The organism is Paenibacillus sp. FSL H7-0756 (assembly GCF_038006765.1).
Classification (GTDB): Bacteria; Bacillota; Bacilli; order Paenibacillales; family Paenibacillaceae; genus Paenibacillus_AQ.
Genome location: NZ_JBBOVT010000001.1, coordinates 3,021,393 through 3,039,690, shown reverse-complemented (window position 1 = coordinate 3,039,690; position 18,298 = coordinate 3,021,393). Strand labels below are relative to the sequence as shown.

At 52.8% G+C, this 18,298-nt stretch carries 15 protein-coding genes; 6 read left to right on the top strand and 9 right to left on the bottom strand.

Annotated elements, in window-relative coordinates; all coding sequences use genetic code 11:
- Positions 1-4 precede the first annotated feature (4 nt).
- Together NST04_RS13360 and NST04_RS13355 are read right to left on the bottom strand one after the other, a co-directional pair.
- Positions 5-1,252, bottom strand: coding sequence for a glycosyltransferase family 2 protein (locus NST04_RS13360; RefSeq protein ID WP_341184631.1), 1,248 nt, complete (start codon positions 1,250-1,252; stop codon positions 5-7).
- Positions 1,249-2,373: a glycosyltransferase family 2 protein gene (locus NST04_RS13355; protein ID WP_341184630.1), complete on the bottom strand. Its 1,125-nt coding sequence runs from the start codon at positions 2,371-2,373 to the stop codon at positions 1,249-1,251. The genes NST04_RS13360 and NST04_RS13355 overlap by 4 nt, the downstream gene beginning before the upstream one ends.
- A gap of 179 nt (positions 2,374-2,552) precedes the next feature.
- On the opposite strand from NST04_RS13355, the gene NST04_RS13350 reads away from it, so the two are divergent.
- From NST04_RS13350 to NST04_RS13340, 3 genes are all read left to right on the top strand, one after another.
- Positions 2,553-3,749, top strand: coding sequence for a glycosyltransferase (locus NST04_RS13350; RefSeq protein ID WP_341184629.1), 1,197 nt, complete (start codon positions 2,553-2,555; stop codon positions 3,747-3,749).
- A gap of 156 nt (positions 3,750-3,905) precedes the next feature.
- Positions 3,906-6,053, top strand: coding sequence for a glycosyltransferase (locus NST04_RS13345; protein WP_341184628.1), 2,148 nt, complete (start codon positions 3,906-3,908; stop codon positions 6,051-6,053).
- 131 nt (positions 6,054-6,184) lie between these two features.
- Positions 6,185-6,751: an acyltransferase gene (locus NST04_RS13340; protein ID WP_341184627.1), complete on the top strand. Its 567-nt coding sequence runs from the start codon at positions 6,185-6,187 to the stop codon at positions 6,749-6,751.
- Between the two features lie 87 nt (positions 6,752-6,838).
- Here the strand turns inward: NST04_RS13340 and NST04_RS13335 are convergent, their stop codons facing one another.
- A complete protein-coding gene (locus NST04_RS13335; RefSeq protein ID WP_341184626.1) occupies positions 6,839-7,504 on the bottom strand; it encodes a hypothetical protein in 666 nt (221 codons plus the stop codon).
- Positions 7,494-7,772, bottom strand: coding sequence for a hypothetical protein (locus NST04_RS13330; RefSeq protein ID WP_341184625.1), 279 nt, complete (start codon positions 7,770-7,772; stop codon positions 7,494-7,496). The genes NST04_RS13335 and NST04_RS13330 overlap by 11 nt, the downstream gene beginning before the upstream one ends.
- A gap of 202 nt (positions 7,773-7,974) precedes the next feature.
- Between NST04_RS13330 and NST04_RS13325 the strand changes: the two genes are divergently transcribed.
- Positions 7,975-8,331 carry a hypothetical protein gene (locus NST04_RS13325; protein WP_209879878.1) on the top strand — a complete coding sequence of 119 codons (357 nt, stop codon included), beginning with the start codon at positions 7,975-7,977 and terminating at the stop codon, positions 8,329-8,331.
- Positions 8,332-8,555: 224 nt separating this feature from the next.
- Here the strand turns inward: NST04_RS13325 and NST04_RS13320 are convergent, their stop codons facing one another.
- From NST04_RS13320 to rfbH, 5 genes are all read right to left on the bottom strand, one after another.
- On the bottom strand, positions 8,556-8,954 hold the full coding sequence (locus NST04_RS13320; RefSeq protein ID WP_341184624.1) for a MerR family transcriptional regulator: 399 nt from the start codon (positions 8,952-8,954) through the stop codon (positions 8,556-8,558).
- A 177-nt stretch (positions 8,955-9,131) separates the two neighbouring features.
- Entirely contained in the window at positions 9,132-10,229 is a 1,098-nt protein-coding gene (locus NST04_RS13315) for a glycosyltransferase (protein ID WP_341184623.1), read from the bottom strand.
- Between the two features lie 10 nt (positions 10,230-10,239).
- Positions 10,240-11,340 carry a CDP-glucose 4,6-dehydratase gene (gene rfbG, locus NST04_RS13310; RefSeq protein ID WP_341184622.1) on the bottom strand — a complete coding sequence of 367 codons (1,101 nt, stop codon included), beginning with the start codon at positions 11,338-11,340 and terminating at the stop codon, positions 10,240-10,242.
- Positions 11,322-12,098 (bottom strand): glucose-1-phosphate cytidylyltransferase, encoded by a 777-nt coding sequence (gene rfbF / locus NST04_RS13305; protein ID WP_341184621.1) that lies wholly within the window; start codon positions 12,096-12,098, stop codon positions 11,322-11,324. Before rfbF ends, rfbG begins: the two co-directional genes overlap by 19 nt.
- Positions 12,095-13,423 (bottom strand): lipopolysaccharide biosynthesis protein RfbH, encoded by a 1,329-nt coding sequence (rfbH, locus tag NST04_RS13300; protein WP_341184620.1) that lies wholly within the window; start codon positions 13,421-13,423, stop codon positions 12,095-12,097. Before rfbH ends, rfbF begins: the two co-directional genes overlap by 4 nt.
- A 521-nt stretch (positions 13,424-13,944) precedes the next feature.
- Here rfbH and NST04_RS13295 point away from each other — a divergent pair.
- Both NST04_RS13295 and NST04_RS13290 read left to right on the top strand, forming a co-directional pair.
- Positions 13,945-17,001 (top strand): hybrid sensor histidine kinase/response regulator, encoded by a 3,057-nt coding sequence (locus NST04_RS13295; RefSeq protein WP_341184619.1) that lies wholly within the window; start codon positions 13,945-13,947, stop codon positions 16,999-17,001.
- A 44-nt stretch (positions 17,002-17,045) separates the two neighbouring features.
- Positions 17,046-18,179, top strand: coding sequence for a response regulator (locus NST04_RS13290; protein ID WP_341184618.1), 1,134 nt, complete (start codon positions 17,046-17,048; stop codon positions 18,177-18,179).
- Positions 18,180-18,298 lie beyond the last annotated feature (119 nt).

Sequence of the window (18,298 nt, the reverse complement as noted above, 5' to 3'; positions counted from 1 at the left end):
ATTTCTATTGCCTGGACGCAGCAGTCTCACGATCTCCGGCTGTTAACCGGGTGCTGATGGTAGCTTGGCTGATAATTCCGAAGAATGGACTTTGTCTTGGCTGCTCAATATCCTCCGGGTAGAGCCTTCCGCTATCCTGTCTGATCATATAACGGGCACCTTCTCCACAGCGCAGAGAGACCACTTGATATTGATGGAATAAGGACAGCTTCAGCCCATTGAATCTCCGGCGCTCATCCGCCGTGAGGATATCGCCTTCCTGCAGCCAGAGAATATAGGGCTCGGTTGCCATATGACAGATCCATTCCCGCAGCATTCGCACATCAGGCTCCCCTTTTACAGTGTAGACCTGCCGTGTATAGCGGGCTGCAGTTTGTGCAATGCGTTCATTGCCGGATGGGTTCAACACAATCATTTGTTCCGTTCCCCCTGCAAATGAAGCCAGCGTCTCTTCCAGTGCAGCCTCGTCGCCGGATGCAATAATTCCTGCGCATACCCCCACGGGTGGAGCGTAGATAATGCTATGGATATCCACCCCCCATTTCCGGAAAGCTTTCTGCTTGTTCTGCTGAAGAAGTGTAGTAAGATCGAAGGAAGGATCCTGCCCCATACTGGCATGACCGATATGGTGAATGAAGGAATCCAAGGCAACCAGCAGCTTATAGCCATGCTGGAGTGCCCGCAGGCATAGATCGTCATCTTCATAATTCCCCTGGCCATACCGTTCATCGAACCAGCCAATCTCAGACAGAACACTGCGTTTAACCAGCAAACAGAAGCCGATCAGGCGCCTGACCTCTTGCACTTGACCGCGCTTCGACTCACAGTACTCTGCCGCGAATGCCTCCATATCCTTGAGTTCACTATAAGTTACTGGTACAAGCTGATGTCCGCTAATGTAATTCGTAACAGGTCCTGCCATACCTACACTGCTATCGCTATTCAATGCATGAAGCATAGGCGCCAGCCATCCGGGAGGAACTACGGTATCATTGTTAAGGAACAGAATCGTTTCGCCTTCCGCCAACTCTCCTCCCTGATTGCAGCCTTTGGCAAATCCCAGGTTCTCCTGATTCTCAATCAGCTTCAGTTCAGGATAATGCGCCTTCAGGAATTGCACCGTATCATCACTAGAGCCGTTGTCAACGATAATGATCTCATGCTCCTCGGGTGTATTTCGCTTGATGCTCTCCAGACATTGAATCGTTAAGGGCAACTGATTAAGGGTGAGAATAATAATACTAGTCTTCACTGGACCAACTCCTTTTGTTCTTCAGGGACGTAGACATTAACCTCTACATGTTTATCCCCCAGCAACTTCGTATAGTAATCCCGGTTATATATGGCACTTGGATTCTCCGGATAGTGTCCGAAAGAAATTTCATTGCAAAAGTCAGCATAGGTGTGGTCACCCAGCTTATCGTAGCAGACACAGAGCTGCAGATTCGGAAGCCACGTACTTGCAGAATAAATCTCCGTTCCCGGTTCACTGATCTTAGGGAGAGATGGAGCAAGCTTGAACCAGTAGACTGCTTGTTCGTATTGCTCTAATTCCATGTAATAAAAGCCTATTCTACAGCACACATCCGGGCGGGGGAGATTGTAGTCAAACGTACGGCACAGGGCCAGGAGCTGCTCCTGCTTGTTCCCCAGCGCCCCATGGCCGTCTGCCAGCCTCAAGCAGGCCTGAATATTATCCTCTATCCAACCCTCGCCTTCGGACAAGAAGCGCTCATAGTTCTCCACCGCCTCACGATAGAAGCCATGATCGTATAGTTCATTGGAGTAATAGATCCGGTCTCTGGCAGTGAACGGCCTGCCTTCAGCTATCATTTTGCGGTAGATATCAAGGTTACGCTGCGTATATTCCTTGTCTTTCTTATGTGTAACACTTACATCACTCTCAAGCACCGGGGGTGTGACTTCGATATATTCATGAACAGCCCCGGTCCACCGGAACCCGCAGTCGCGTCTGATCAGACGGTTGCGTCTGAAGCTGTAGAGCGACTTCCCATGCTCATCCGTTATGAGAATATAAGACATGGATACGGCATGATATTCAGAAGTCATTGTAGCCTTCAGCGTCTTGAACCGCTCCCGGTCGATCTCCTCAATGACATCATCTGCATCCAGCCACATGATATACTCACAGGCTGCTTGGGCGAATGCATAATTGCGGGCGGCTGCGAAATCATCGATCCACTCGAAATCATAGATTGTGGCGCCATATTCAGCCGCTATCTCTTTGGTACGGTCTGTCGAGCCGGTATCCACGATGATGATCTCATCCATAATATCCGCGACCGATGACAGGCATCGTCCCAGGCTCTTCTCTTCATTGCGAACAATCATACACAAGCTGATGGTCGGCAAGTCTTCTCCTCCTTATTGCAGATTCTGAATATCCGGACTTACCGGATTTCTCGTATATATATATGCCGGTCATGCCGGATCATTCGGCCAGATTTGCCCGCATGAATTCCATTCCGGTTCATAAGCTAGTACAGACACCCCTGCAAAGGATCTTGTGACCAAGATTGAAGGAGGAGCATATGCATACGATCCCCCCCTCGCTATACTATCGTTTTTACCGTTATGGCCGCGGCTGCAGGATTGCCTCAGACGGTGTGTTATCGTTGCCAGAGCAGACGGCAATCGGCACTGGCGTAATGGTGCGGGAGGGCTACCGGTGGGAGATTCCCTCTCCCTCCAAGGACGGCTCACCCCGCATCTTAATCGGAGACCACTGTGAATGCAGCCGGTTCCTGACGATCACTGCAACGAACAAGGTAGAGCTGAAAGCGGATGTGATCACAGGTCCGCATGTGTATATTAATGACGCCAGGAAAAATTGGGAGAAGGGAGGTAACCCTTCTGACACGTTAATAATCGGTGAAGGCTCATGGATCGGAGCACACTCCTCTATTCTGGGCCCTGTGAAGATTGGCAAAGGCTGTGTAGTCGGTGCAGGCAGCGTAGTTCTTCGGGATGTGCCGGATTACTGTGTTGTTGCCGGCAACCCTGCTGAATTTCGCCGCATCTATGAGCCGTCCAGCGGAGAGTGGATCAGGGTAGATAGCGAGGCGGAGGCCCGAAGGGTATTGGAACGCAGAAGCAGGGAACCACTGCTATCCATTTGCATACCCGGACGGAATCAGGCTGTAGAGCTAAGACGCTGTCTGGAGTCGATTTATGCACAGATGGATGATGATGGATTAATCGAGGTCTGCGTCCTGGACGATGCTTCGTCCGAGGAGACCGCAGAGGTGGGGCACCACTATGGACAACTGTACCGAAGCTTCCGGTATCACCGCGACCCAGATCTTGCAGCAGGAGGCTCTCTTGCAAGTCAAGCTGCTGATAGGGGGCGCGGGAAATTCATTATGCTGCATGAGCCGGGAGACTCCTTCATGCCTAACACTCTTCTTCCTTTTCTGAACGTGCTGCATACTCATCCTGACTGTGCGATCATCCTGATTCAGCCCGTGTTCATCCGCAGCACTCCACAGCCTGAACAGCTGAAGGGACTATCTGAATTTGTCAGGCTTACATCATCCTATTCGTCCCCTCCTCTCCCTGTTGTTCTGAACCGAAAGGATTGGGAGCGTACTGCCGATTCTGTACAAGCCACAAATTTTCTGGACCCATGGGTATCCCGGCAACATGCACTATTGCAATTGAATCCGCAGTTCTGCCTGTGCCGGTATACCATGACCGAAGCCGGGCGGCACATCGGATCAGCTCCGTAATTACGGCTATTGCCAAAAAAAATGATCTTTGACCATTCACTGAATATATATAGACTAGGAACAGGCAGAGATCTCAAGTGTAAACTTCGGGTCCATGAAGTCCGGTAAATGAAAGGGACGCCTGGTACTGAGGACAAAGGAGAGGATGTCAGCGACATGGATGAACGTAAAATTTGTTTTATCATGTGTGTGAATAATGAGGAATTAGCGGAACGCAGCCAAAAAAATCTTAAGCAACTACTCAAACCGGATGGATTCACCGTAGATCTGCAAATCGTCAGGAATGCCTCCGGCCTGGCAGCGGGGTACGATCAGGCCATGCGCCAGTCAGATGCCAAGTATAAGGTGTATATTCATCAGGATGTCCATATCCTAAATCCCCATTTTCTTGAAGACATCGTCCGGCTGTTCTCCCGTTATCCGTCACTCGGCATGTTAGGAACCGTTGGCGCTAAGACGCTTCCGTCTTCCGGTATATGGCAGGACGCCTCACAGAAGTTCGGTAAAGTGATTGATAGCCATACAGGCGCACTTCAGCCTCTTGAACTGATGCAGCCAGCGGACGAATATGAAACGGTGGAGACACTCAGCGGACTGCTGATGGCAACACAGTACGACCTTCCTTGGCGCAAGGATTTGTTCACCGGTTGGCACTTCTATGACGCTTCACACAGTCAGGAATTCATCAGCAGCGGCTATGAAGTAGGGGTTCCCAAGCAGCCTCTGCCCTGGTGTCTGCATAACTGCGGTATCCCGGACCGAACCCCTGCTATTGAGAAGGCCCGGCACATTTTCCTTGAATATTACGGCTACGGCAAACACCATGGCCAGCACCGGTTCCACCGGCTCGGCAGCGGCTGCAGCATTCATCCATCCTGCGAATTGTCGGGTACGGTCGGAATTGCTCTGGGCAATGAAGTCAAGCTGCAGGCAGATTGCTGTCTTACGCTCCCTTACAATAATATTGTCAGCGAACCGCGCATCCAGATTGGTGCCGGAAGCGAGATCGGACGCCGGTGCAGCCTGTCCGCAGTCAACCGGTTAGTTATTGGCGCCCAGGTCGCCATATCAACTAATGTGCATATATCCGATCACAATCCTGCTTATGAGAATATTCATCTGCCCGTCATGAAGCAGGGGGTGAGCTCCTGGAGTCATACTGTGACCATCGGCTCCGGAAGCTGGATTGGAGCGAACACCATCATTGCCGGTCAGGTATCCATCGGTAAGGGCTGTGTCATAGGCGCGGGGTCAGTCGTTGTATCCGGCACGGTAATTCCTGACTACTGTGTAGCTGCGGGTACACCTGCCAGAGTAATCAAGCAATTTGATCCCGACTCCCGGAAGTGGCTGAAGACTAATGGATCGCCCAGCGAGGAAGCTGAGCGTCACGCTATAGAGACTGTTTCGCAACCGCTTATAAGTATTTGTATCCCTGCCTATAACTGCGAACAAGAGCTCGATCTTTGCCTGAAGAGTATTTACAGCCAGAATGCCAGAACGGAAGATTTCGAGGTCATTATATCTGATGATGCTTCCACAGATAACACGGAAGAACTGGTGCGGAAGGGTCAGGAAATTTATTCCAACCTCCGCTATTACCGTAATGACAAGCACGAAGGGGCAGACAGCAATATCCTGAAATGTGCCGGTTATGCCAGGGGAGAATTCATCAAGCTGCATAGCGGCGAGGATTACTGGCTTCAAGGCTCACTGGAAGACTTATGCAACCTGATCGAACAGAACCGGGACTGCAGTCTGCTCTTCCTTGATATCCTTAGTAACACCGGATCCGTGAACCGGGGAACAGGAATCAGCAAGTATATTGAACACGTCTCAATCTACAGTACATTTTTATCGGGAATCATTATGCGCAGGAAGGAATTTGAAGAGATTGCCGCGCCTGAGCTTTTCATTCGTTCGAATCTGATTCAGGTCCATCTGGAGCTCTCCATTCTGGAGATTAACCCGGATTATTGTGTGTATCACCGCAAGCTGCTGGCCAGCAGCGACAAAGTCGCAGGAGGATACAGCTTCGCCCAGACCTTCATTAATACTTACCTGGATATTCTTAATTACTTCCTTGACAAGGGATTGGATGCAGCCGTACTGGCAGCCGAGAAGAAGCACATCGCCCATACCTTTCTGCTCTGGTGGTACAACTATATGCTAGAGAAGAATCTTGAGCAGCTACAGCCCGGAGATTTCGCTCAGATCTTTGTTGCAGCGTATCAGGATGAATCCTATTATCCTGAACTTCATGAGCGGTTGCACCGGATTCAGAGCAAGCATCTGAAAATTTGAAGCAAGTTGAAACGGCTTTGTCGTCCTTTTAAAGGACAATACCGTTTCAGTAAAAATTCTTATTTTTCAATATAACCGCCGGGCAAGCCGCCTCAGACTTGTCCGGTCCATCAGAAAGGAGACATCAGGACATGGAAAGCATCAGCTCCGAATTTCAACAACGCTTCAGTACCTTCGGACCCGGCAGTCTGATCGTGCTTAAGACCGATATCAACTGTCCGGAGAAAGTCGCTATCGGCCGTAATGTGCTTATTCAGGAGAATAGCTGGTTCACGGTTGTTCATCCCGGCCAGGGGGAGCCGCCCGCCATTTCCATTGGGGACGGCTGCAGTTGCAGCCGCAATCTGATCATTACTGCTGCGAACAGTGTCATTCTTGAAGAGAATGTCATCGTCGGTCCCGATGTCTACATTGCCGACACTGACCATCAGTACCGCCAAGTCGGTATTCCCATCCGTGACCAGTGGATTACCTCCAGCAGCCAGCAGGTGCGAATCGGTGCCGGCAGTGAGCTCGGCGCCCACTGCGTCATTGTGGGCAACGTGACGATTGGCAGGGGCTGCAGAGTCACACCTAACAGTGTAATCACGCGTGATTTGCCGGACTTCTGTATCGCAGCGGGCAATCCCGCCAGAGTGGTGGATGCCTATGATCCCGAAGCGGGAATATGGAAACTTCCCGAAGAGGGCAGACGTTGAAGGCGGTTGCGTCTCATATACTATAGTTGATATAAAAGTGAATTTCGTTCGCCAGCAAATGCACATTATCCAATTATTTTCTGTACCTTACAGGGAACGCTTAAGGTTGGACGAGGTTCTAATCCCCACATAGTCAACGGGCGGCTGTATATTCATAGTTTGCATACTCTTCGGCTGCCGTTCTACCGCCTTCTTGGGTTGCTGCCGCTCCACTGCCTTCTTCGGCTGCTGCCGCTCCACTGCCTTCTTCGGCTGCGGCGGCTCCACTGCCTTCTTCAGCTGCGGCGGCTCCACTGCCTTCTTCGGCTGCGGCTGAAGCGCAGGCTTCAGTTGTTGCCGCTGCTGCCGCTTGCGTTCGCTGGCTGCGCGTACTCCTACTGTCTGCCCACGCTTCTTGTGGGACGTCCGTTTGCGCGTGGCCTGCGCGGAACGCCGCTGGATGAACCGGACGGACTTACCTGTATTATAGAGATACTTGCCCCCGGATACGTATGCATCCGCAGGACGAATGGTCTGCTTGATAACGGTGGAAACCGGCTCCCTATGCTCTGGTTCTTGCCTTTCAGTCTCCTGGCCTGTGGACTGAGCCCGTTCAAGCAGCCGTTCTGTCTCACGCATGAACAGCGCCAGTTCATCGTCCGCATTGACTGAGAGCCGCAGACAAGCCTGCTTCAGCTGCTCCATCTGTCCCATTGTTTTATGAATCGCCTGCACCAATAGCTCATCCTCCGATTTCCTGGCTTCAGCCTTCATACCCGTTCACCTCTCGCACCAGCCGTCTGCTGGTTTCCAGTGTCCGGCAGATCATGGCCTGATGCTGGGCCAGGGCCGTGATGATTCTGGTCACCGCCTCCTGCAGGGCGTCAAGCCCCCCCATCTCTAATTCTTCCTCCCAGCCGTACTCATCGTCATACATATATTCCAGCTTGCGGATTTCAACCGCGATCAGAGCCGAGACCGCTTCTTCCTCCAGCGCCGCAGCCAGAATAATCGCTTTGGTCAACCGTTCCCGCTGTAGCATAGCTTCATCCCCCCGCTTTGATTTAGTTACTGTTATATATATGTGCTTTTGAGTTGTCCCTATCACCATGCGTCCCAGGTATATCGGATTTGGCGGATTTCAGAGAATTAACAGGAATAGGACAATCTGTGCCTGAAGTATACATAGCTATGACCAGACAATAAAGCGCAAAGCAACCTTTCATGTTTTGGAGGAGATCTGCATGTCAATGCCCCACATCCCCAATATAACCCCCGATATCTCGCTTACGCGGGAGGAAAGCATCTCTCTCCTGCTCACCTCCATCGCGATCAACGAGATGTCCTTGTCTCATATTATCAATGCAGAAGCGGAAGCGATGCAGGCCTTCGTGCTATCTAATCCCGGGAACATGAACTTTCTCAACATGATCCAGTTAAATAATACAACCGCCAGATTGCTCGAAGAGATTACCAAAGGCCAGTGGCTTAGTCTAAGCAAAATGGACCGGATTCTGCGTTTGTTGAGTGACTCTGGTGCCTTGTCGGCACGATTACTGGAAGAAGAACTAACTACTGAGATTGAGGAAGATGAGGAATAGCAGGTAACTGCCATTCTTCAGCAAGACCGGACACAACAACATATTGAGGGTAGCGGCACAGCCGGAAGGAACCTGATGCTATGTACAAGGCAATGTCATGTTTGCTGCTTGTTCTGGCAGCTGAAACCCTCAATCTAATCAGATACAACAGATACGCTGGCGCATAGAGATGGACAAGCCCTGGTCATATCAGGTGCCGCCCCCCCTAGTCTCCCTGCCTTTTCCTACTGCACCTTCCAGTGATTCAAATGATCCGCAATCCGGATCAGCTCATTGGCAAGCGAGGAGAGGGAAGCCACAAGCTGCTGCTGTCTGTCTGGCTCCTGGGCCTCGGCCATACCGCTTTCCATTCGCTCTGGTACGGGAAGCTCTTGTTCACTTTTGCTGTACATGGGGAATCCCTCCTCGATCAGCAGGCGCACAATGGTGCTTAGATGATAGCGTTCCATGCGCAGCTCACTGATTCTTTTTAACAGTTTCAGAGTTTCATAGGGATAGAGCACCTGATCTCCTTGCCGGGTCCCCGGTACGAAGTAAGAGAAATATTCCAGCCATCTCTTGACTGTAGTCGGAGGCAATTTCGATAAATTAATGATTTCCAGTTGGGTGTAATGGCGTACCATAACATCGCTCCTCTATTTTAGGTGGACTTATTTACTTTAATGGTATTCATGTGCCTCGCAATAAATGTGTAAAAATACCTATTTCTATAATTATCGTCCCGCAAAATAAATAGACAGGCCCGTTCCGGAGAACGTTGCCTGTCTATTATGCTGCCTTGAAGGCGGCAGATTGCCTGCTTAAGAAACTTTAAACAATTCGCTGAAGGAATCGCCAAGCAGCTCTTTATAATATTTCCGGTTATGCAGCATACTTGGGTGTGTAGGATAATAGAATAGAGCTGTCTCATTATGGTAATTAGCCTTCATGTACTGACCCAGACGGTCATAGCATACACATAATTGCAGATGCGGCACCCAGGTGGTAGAGGTCATATCCTGCAGCCCCAGGGTAGCCCGCCGCGGCAGTGAAATCGCCTGTTCGAACCAGTAGATGGCCCGCTGATAATCGCCGTCCTGCAGAAATTCCTCACCCAGCCGGCAGCAGAATTCGGAACGGGGGATATCATAATTAAGGGTACGGTAGAGTGCCTTCCTCTTTTCTTCCTTGTTCTTCAGATGTCCGTGGCATTCCGCCATCTTCAGACAGGCCTGATAGTTATCCTCAACCCAGCCCTGGCCGGTCTGCAGGAACTTCTCGTAGTATTCCAGCGCTTCTTCGTAAATGGCATGATCCCGGAGCTCATTCGCGAAATAGTAGAGATCGCGCGGCGAGAAGTTTTCTCCCTTGGCCAGACGTCCACGGTAGATGTTCAGGTTGCGGTCTGTATGAACCTTATCCTTCTTATGGGTAACGCAGACCTCACTGTCAAAGGTATATCCGGCAACCGCCAGGTACTCATGCACCGGTCCGATCCACTGGAAGCCGCAGTCCCGGCGGACCAGCCGGTTGCGTCTAAGACTTGAGGTCACTTTGCCTTCGCTGTCGAAGGCCAGATTGTAGGGCATGGTCACAGACTGATACTGCGGCGACAATGTCTCCTTCAGCTTCTTGAAGCGTACCCGGTCGATTTCCTCAATGGTATCGTCCGCGTCCAGCCAGAGAATATACTCCTTCGTTGCCTTGCTGAAGGCTTCGTTACGGGCTGCCGCGAAATTGTCAATCCATTCAAAATCATAGATTACTGCACCATATTCTGCAGCAATCTCCTTGGTCCGGTCCGTGGAGCCCGTATCGACAATGACAATTTCGTCGACAATATCCTTCACACAATCCAGGCAGCGGCCCAGACCATTCTCTTCATTGCGCACGATCATACATAGACTGATTGTTATCATTAGTGCCCTCCTATAAGTTCAGTGTCATATATTCGCTAATCTGCTGCTCGCTGATGTTCCGCATATCCTGCCCTGCATCCAGCGCTTTGTGCCAATCCACCGTCTTCTGCAGAGCCTGCTCAACACTCCAGCGGGAGCGCCAGCCCAGCAGACGGCGGGCCTTGGTACTGTCAAGCTGCAGTTCACCAGCCTCATGCAGTCCGGAGATACCAGCGATATCAATGCCTGCTCCCTCTCCCCAGAGCGCTGCAAGACGGACGGCCACCTTCTCGACACTATGGACGCTCTGCTCCTCCGGGCCGAAATTCCAGGCGGCGGCATACTCCGCCCCCTCCTGCACCAGCTTCTCGGCCAGTAGCAGATAGCCGCTAAGCGGCTCCAGCACATGCTGCCAGGGGCGCGTCGCCGCCGGGTTGCGCAGCAGCGGCCTCAAGCCAGCAGCGAATGACCGCAGGCAGTCCGGTACCAGCCGGTCCAGGGAATCATCGCCGCCCCCGATGACATTGCCTGCCCTGGCGGTAGCGACAGCAACGCCATGCTCGGCGTAGCGGGCCGGATGGAAATAGCTGTTGCGGTAAGCCTGTGTCACCAATTCAGAACATGCCTTGCTGGATGAGTAAGGATCATAACCGCCCAGCGGATCAGTCTCACGGTAGCCCCAGATCCATTCCCGGTTGTCATAGCATTTATCTGTTGTAACATTGACGACGGCTTTGACTGAGATGCCGGAATCAACTGCACTTGCGACCGCCTCCAGCAAATTCACCGTTCCCATGACGTTCACCTCGAAGGTGTCGGCAGGGAACTGGTAAGAGGTACGAACCAGCGGCTGGGCAGCCAGATGGAAGACCACCTCCGGGGCCGCTTCCCGCAGCGCCGCATCCAAACGCTGCCGGTTCCGCACATCCCCCCAGACCGTATGAACTTCCGGCGCAGCTCCGATCAGCGGGAAGAGCTTAGGTTCATCCCGGTCCCAGGCATAACCGCTCACACTTGCGCCCAGCATCGTCAGCCACTTGGTGATCCAGCTTCCCTTGAAGCCGGTATGCCCGGTCACGAAGACATGCCGCCCTTTCCAGAATGCTGCCCCTGTCAGTTCGCGCTCATCCATGGGAGACCTCCCTCCCGCCACAGCTCCTCCAGATAACGCTTGTCACGGAGCGTATCCATTGGCTGCCAGAAACCGTGGTGCTTGTAGGCCCTCAACTCATCCCTCGCGGCCAGCTCGCGGAGCGGCTCCTGCTCCCAGATCGTGCTGTCGCCCTCAATCAGGGAGAACACCTCTGGCTGAAGAATGAAGAAGCCGCCATTCACCCAACCTTCGTCGCCTTTGGGCTTCTCCACGAAGCCGATTACTCTGTCATCCTCTGTAATATCCAATGCTCCGAAACGGCCTACCGGCTGTACAGCGGTAACTGTCGCTAATTTTCCGTGAGAGCGGTGGAAGTCCAGCAACTCCTGTATGTTGACATCCGCAATACCGTCTCCATAAGTCAGCATGAACGGTTCATTGCCGGTGTATTTGTGGACTTGCCGGATTCTTCCGCCAGTCATCGCCTCCCTGCCCGTATCCGCGAGTGTTACCTTCCAATTCCGCTGCTGACGGTTATGGCGGGTCATTTGATTGCCGTTGCCGAAATCGAACGAAACATCGGAGCTCTGCAGGTAGAAATCGGCAAAATATTTCTTGATGACATGCCCCAAATACCCCAAACAAATAACAAAATCATCGAAGCCGTATGAGGCATAATGCTCCATAATATGCACAAGCAGCGGCTTATCGCCGATCTCAATCATCGGCTTGGGCTTCACATCAGTCTCTTCACTGATACGGGTCCCGTAGCCCCCGGCCAGAATGACTACCTTCATCTTTTTACCTCCTTACCTTTCAGCAAGCCCAGCAATACCTCCGCAGTATAATCCAGCATCTCCGTCGAAAGTCCCGGATAGATTCCCACCCAGAACGTATCGTTCATGATCCGGTCCGTCTGGGTCAACGGTGCGGCCAAGCGGTGCGCTACAGCGGAATACGCAGGCTGCTTGAGCAGGTTACCGGCGAACAAGAGCCGGGTGCCAATCCGTGCTTCCTCCAGCTTGCGTACAAGTTCATTGCGTGAGAGGGGGGACTCCTCCCTCACGGTCAGCGGGAAGCCGAACCAGCTCGGATCACTGCGCGGCGTTGCCTGCGGGAGAATAAGCCATTCCTCCGCAGGCTTCAGCGCAGCCTTCAGATAGTCAAAGTTACGTCTGCGTGCCGTATGGAACCCCTCCAGCTTATCCAGTTGGGACACTCCAATGGCTGCCTGCATATCGGTAGCTTTCAGATTGTAGCCGATGTGGCTATACGTATATTTGTGGTCGTATCCGGCAGGCAGCTCGCCCTTGGTCCAGTCAAACCGCTTGCCGCAGGTATTGTCGGTTCCCGGCTGGCACCAGCAGTCCCTGCCCCAGTCACGGAGCGATTCGACAATTTTCTTCAAGCGGGCACCCGAGGTCAGCACTGCGCCTCCCTCTCCCATGGTTAAATGATGCGCCGGAAAAAAACTGACCGTAGCCAGATCGCCGAAGGAACCGGCCGGCCTACCTTCATACATGGACCCGACAGCATCACAGGTGTCCTCAATCAGCCACAGCCCATGCCGGTCCGTAAATGCCTTAACACTGGCCAGATCGAAGGGATTACCAAGTGTATGTGCCAGCATGACCGCTCTGGTACGCGGACTCAGTGCCTCATCGAGCTGTGCCGTATTTATATTGTAGGTAGGCAGCTCCACATCCACGAACACCGGAATCAGGCCATGCTGAATCAACGGATTGACCGTGGTCGGAAAGCCTGCGGCTACTGTGATTACCTCATCGCCCGGCCGTAGCCGCCGTTCACCGAGCAGCGGCGAGGTAAGTGCTGCGACGGCAAGCAGATTCGCACTGGACCCCGAGTTAACCAGCAGGGTATGCTTCCTCTCCATAATCTGAGAGAACCTCCGCTCGAATTCGCCAGTATATCTGCCGGCAGTCAGGTGGAAATCAAGTGAAGCATCCACCAGACTGATCAATTCTTCGCCATCGAACACCTTGCCGCTGACCGGCACGTAATCGCGTCCAGGCACAAAGGACCGGCCGGGCCAACGGATATCGTAATATTCTCCTGTCAGCTTCAGAATTTGCTCACGCAAGGTTGCAGCTTCTGTGGGCAAAAGCTCCCCTCCTTTACACAAATGGTTTTCATTTAGGTGGATTTGTCGGACTTGGTACATCATTTATATGCAGCCGGGTGGGTAAATACGATTAGAATTAAATGGAATTTAAATTCCATTTTTGTTCAGTTCTTGTCTATGAGGGTTCTCTATAATGGGCTTGACTTGAAATGAACCGTTATGGAGGGATGCACATATGGGAAGACTGAGAGCCGTCAACGAAAGAAAATGCACGAAAGAGGACTGCAACAGACGGCATTATGCGAAAGGGTTATGCAAGCAGCACTATTGGCCCGCCTGGAAAGCAGGACAAAAGAACGAGACGGAATCACAGCCCCGGCGCCAGAATCTTTCGTGAATTTTTCGCACAGACCTCTGTTAATCGTTCAATAATTTATTTAATTTTTATGCAGGTGCTTCCTCGCCTCTGTCGAAATCTTTAATTTATGATGAATAAAAATTCCAGATATTATCTAAAACATCTGACCTTAGTGGTTATATATATCTCCCTGCTGTTAGGTATGCAAAGGGTCTGGCAGCAGATTTTTGCATTGCCGGAGCAGCCCAGTGCGGATGCAGGCGTGCTTGATCTGCGCGGCTGGACCTTCAAGCATGCCCATTCGCTTGTCCTTGACGGGACATGGGACTTCTATCCGAACCGTCTGGTCAGCGAAAGGGATATCCGCTCCGGCACGGCTGGGGCTGCCGTGCCTGTAGAGGTACCCGGCAACTGGAAGGAAACGATGTCTGGTTCCTCCCTGGGCTATGGTACTTATGCCCTGCGGATTCTGGTCGATCAGCCACTGGATGAACCCTATAGCTTCTGGACCCAGCAGATTCAGGCCTCATCCCGGATTGAGGTCAACGGCCGTGTCCTGCAGACCATGGGACAGCCGGCTGCTGACAAGGAGCTGTATCTGCCCAAGGCAGTTCCCTCTACCGTTCACTACCTCTTGCCTGAAGGGACACAAGAGATGTTTGTTCTGGTTCAAGCCGCCAATTTCGATCATAAGGAGAAAGGCGGAATCTCCTATTCCATCCGTCTCGGCGCGCAATCCTCCATTATCAAAGAGCGGTGGTATTCCTCTGCTTTTCAATTGACCACCATTGTTATTCTCCTCCTTCATGCGCTGTACGTCTTCATTCTGTATCTGCTGTCCCAGAAGAACTGGCCCCTGCTGCTGTTTGCCCTTATGCTGGTCGCAATCGCTGTCTCTGTTGGCACAGATAATGATCTTCTGTTATATATTGTGCTGCCGCTTGGCTATAGCTGGGGGATCAAGCTCAAGATGCTGTCTTATCTATGGATGGTCTATTTCATGCTGCTGCTGACTTACAGGTTCTATGGAACCCCGGCGTCCGGCCGCGTATTTAAGATGTATAGCTTCCTTCTTGCGCTGTACACGCTTGTCCTGTCTGTATTGCCTATACACATCGCCTTAACCCATGCCTTACTATTCTTCAATCTGCTATATATGATTCCGCCCTGCTGGATGTTCGTTGTCTTCGCAAGGATGGTCTATGAGCGCAAAAAAGATGTCGCCTTCCTGACCTTCACCGCCTGCTGTCTAATCTCGGGTGTGGTCTGGGGAGCTACCGTGAATAATTATCACAAGAACCTTCCGTTCTATCCGATTGATATTCTTGCTGCAATCATTGGATTCTCCTCCTATGCCCTGAAGCAATATATCCGGCAGTCCAACGAGAATAGGCTGCTCTATGAACAGCTGCTGCAAGCGGACAAGCAGAAGGACCGGTTCCTGATGAATACCTCGCATGAGCTGCGGACTCCGCTGCACGGCATGATGAGCATTGCCCAATCGGAATACGACAAGAAGCGGGCAGCCTCTCCGGAAGAAGACCCCGGAGACCTGGAGCTAATGGTACGGATCGGGCGCCAAATGTCACAGCTGCTGGATGATCTGCTGGATCTCACTCTGCTGCGGGAGAACCGGATGATCCTCCATCCTGCCCCGCTGTCCATTCATACCATCGCCGCCGGAGTGATGGACATGCTCCGTTACTTAACGGACGGCAAGAAGCTGACACTTCATGTAAGCGCATCCGCTTCGCTGCCGCGTGTGTGGGCCGATGAGAAGCGGCTGATTCAGATCCTCTTCAATTTGGTACATAATGCAGTGAAGTGGACAGAGAACGGCAGCATCCTTGTGACTGCCGAAGAAACGGACGGGCAGCTGCAGGTCAGCGTGGCCGACACCGGTGCGGGGATGGAGGAAGAAGCTCTCGCACGCATCTTCCTCCCCTACGAACAGACTGGCGGACAGGACAATGGCGGCCTGGGTCTGGGTCTTAGCATTACCCGGCAGCTGGTGGAGCTGCACGGAGGCAGCCTGACCGTGGAGTCCAGGCTCGGGGAAGGCTCGGTCTTCCGCTTCTCCCTGCCGCTGGCGCACGAAGCCTTCTGTATAGATGAGCGGTTCGGCAGAGCAGAAGCAGTGGACACAGTGGAAGCCCTGGTTACTGCATCCACCGACTGGAGTATCCGTCTGCGTAATAAGGAAGAAGAGCCATTCCTGGCGGGGGTACCGCCGTCCCCCTCCGGCTTCGATACGGATGAAGCCGTACTGAAGATTCTGGCCGTTGACGATGATCCCGTTAATCTGCGGGTGCTCTCGACCATTTTGCATGAAGATATCTATCAGCTTACCTCTGTGTTAAGCGGGCAGGAAGCCTTGATCCGGCTGGAGGAAGAATCGTGGGATCTCTTGATTACCGATGTGATGATGCCCGGGATGTCCGGCTATGAGCTGACCCGCCGGGTAAGGGAGCGGTTTCCGGCGTCGGAGCTGCCAGTGCTGCTGCTGACGGCGCGGGCTATGCGTGAGGAGATCTACTACGGATTTCAGCAGGGGGCGAATGATTATGTGACCAAGCCGGTAGACAGCCTGGAACTCAAATACCGGGTGACCGGGCTGGCGCGGCTGAAGCAGACCATCTACCACAGCCTGCGGCTGGAGATCGCTTACCTTCAAGCGCAGATCCGTCCTCACTTCCTGTTCAATGCCCTGAACTCCATCGCCACACTCAGCACCATTGATATCTGCCAGATGCAGCAGATGATCGAGGCCTTCTCCGCCTATCTGCGTTCAAGCTTCGACCTGATGAATACCGGCACATTGGTTCATTTGAAGCAGGAGCTGTCGTTAGTGGAAGCCTATTTATACATTGAGCAGGTGCGGTTCGGCGAGCGGCTGGAGGTCAAGTGGGAGCGGAATGATACCGGACTGCTGCGGGTTCCCCCGCTGATCTTGCAGCCGCTGGTCGAGAATGCCGTCCGTCACGGGCTGCTCAGTCTTATAGAAGGCGGCATACTGACTATCCGCATTGAAGAGGAGGAAGAGCAGGTCCGGCTTACGGTGCAGGACAATGGCAAAGGTATGGAGCAGGCGCAGATTGACCGCTTGCTGACGAAACACAAAGACAAACACTCCGGTATCGGAATATGGAACACGAACCGGAGGCTGATTGAACGCTACGGGCGAGGCTTGTCCATTCAGAGCCGCCCCGGCTTTGGAACCACCGTCTCCTTCATAATTCCCGTCCGGCGTGCGGAGTGACCCCCTTGCTCCAGCCGCTATAACTTGTACAAGGAGGTGCTACAATGCTTCGGGTAGTGCTGATCGATGATGAACGACTCGCCCTGATTCAGCTGGAAGCAACGCTCAAGGCGCTGGGCTCGACCATTGTAACGGCAACCTATACCAATCCCCTGCGGGCCTTAAGCGAAGCGTCCGGCTGGGAGGCAGATATTATCTTTCTCGATATTGATATGCCGGGAATGAACGGCATGGAGGTTGCGAAGCAGCTTGAGGAGTGCTGTCCCGGCTCAGCCGTTGTATTCGTCTCCGCCCATAACAGCTTCGCGCTGGAAGCCTTCGAGGTCAGTGCGCAGGATTACCTGCTGAAGCCGGTCCCCAGGGAACGGCTGAGCCGGACCCTTCAGCGGATAAGCAGCCGGAAAGTCAACCAGGAGCAGACGGACAAGCTAGACACACTGCTGATCCGCTGCTTCAATGCCATCCAGTTCGAACGGGGAGGCGTTCCAATCCGTGATTTCCGCTGGCGGACCTCCAAAGCCCAGGAGCTGTTCGCCTTCCTGCTCTATCATCATGACCGGATCGTCGTCAAAGACAAGCTGGTCGAGCTGCTCTGGCCCGAGGCCTCGTTCAAGCGTGCCTCTACCCACCTGTATACGGCCATCTACCAGATCAGGCAATCGCTAAAACGGGCGGACATCGGCCTTGTAATCAGCAATGCAAGCGTGGGCGAAGGGTATATGCTGGAGACCGGCGACGCACAGATCGATGCGGTGCTGTGGGAGGAAGGTGTCGTCTCACTGGACCCGGTGAATGATTATAACGCCGCGGAGCATGAGGAGCTGCTGAAGCTCTATACCGGTGATTACCTGGGGGATTATGAATATCTGTGGGCCGAGAGTGAGCGGCAGCGGCTGAGGAACCTCTCCCTGCAGCATGCCACGGAGCTGGCCGATTATTATACCGTCAAGGATAACATCACCAAGGCGGTTAACACCTATCAGCGGATTGTGGAGCTGCATCCCTACCACGAGCCGGCTTACCTGGCGCTCATGGAATTCTATAACCGGCTGGGCGAGCTGAGCATTGTACAGGAGCAATATGAGAAGCTCCGCAGCCTGCTCTGGCGGGACCTGAAGCTCACCCCGTCCGCGAAGGTTGAGCGCTGGTATGCAAACTGGAAGCGTTTATACACTTGATTCCGTGCCGGAACTTCGGCGATAACAGAATCCATACAAAAACGGTATGCCGCCCCCCGGTCAGGGGTTAGGCATACCGTTTCTTGTTGCACCCGCAGCTTCCATTATAGCGGCAGGAC

Bases quoted from the DNA above. Each gene is read 5' to 3' on its own strand.
- NST04_RS13350 (WP_341184629.1), top strand. From the start codon at position 2,553: ATGCATACGATCCCCCCCTCGCTATACTATCGTTTTTACCGTTATGGC.
- NST04_RS13345 (WP_341184628.1), top strand. From the start codon at position 3,906: ATGGATGAACGTAAAATTTGTTTTATCATGTGTGTGAATAATGAGGAA.
- NST04_RS13340 (WP_341184627.1), top strand. From the start codon at position 6,185: ATGGAAAGCATCAGCTCCGAATTTCAACAACGCTTCAGTACCTTCGGA.
- NST04_RS13335 (WP_341184626.1), bottom strand. From the start codon at position 7,504: ATGAAGGCTGAAGCCAGGAAATCGGAGGATGAGCTATTGGTGCAGGCG.
- NST04_RS13330 (WP_341184625.1), bottom strand. From the start codon at position 7,772: ATGCTACAGCGGGAACGGTTGACCAAAGCGATTATTCTGGCTGCGGCG.
- NST04_RS13325 (WP_209879878.1), top strand. From the start codon at position 7,975: ATGTCAATGCCCCACATCCCCAATATAACCCCCGATATCTCGCTTACG.
- NST04_RS13320 (WP_341184624.1), bottom strand. From the start codon at position 8,954: ATGGTACGCCATTACACCCAACTGGAAATCATTAATTTATCGAAATTG.
- NST04_RS13315 (WP_341184623.1), bottom strand. From the start codon at position 10,229: ATGATAACAATCAGTCTATGTATGATCGTGCGCAATGAAGAGAATGGT.
- rfbG (WP_341184622.1), bottom strand. From the start codon at position 11,340: ATGGATGAGCGCGAACTGACAGGGGCAGCATTCTGGAAAGGGCGGCAT.
- rfbF (WP_341184621.1), bottom strand. From the start codon at position 12,098: ATGAAGGTAGTCATTCTGGCCGGGGGCTACGGGACCCGTATCAGTGAA.
- NST04_RS13295 (WP_341184619.1), top strand. From the start codon at position 13,945: ATGCAAAGGGTCTGGCAGCAGATTTTTGCATTGCCGGAGCAGCCCAGT.
- NST04_RS13290 (WP_341184618.1), top strand. From the start codon at position 17,046: ATGCTTCGGGTAGTGCTGATCGATGATGAACGACTCGCCCTGATTCAG.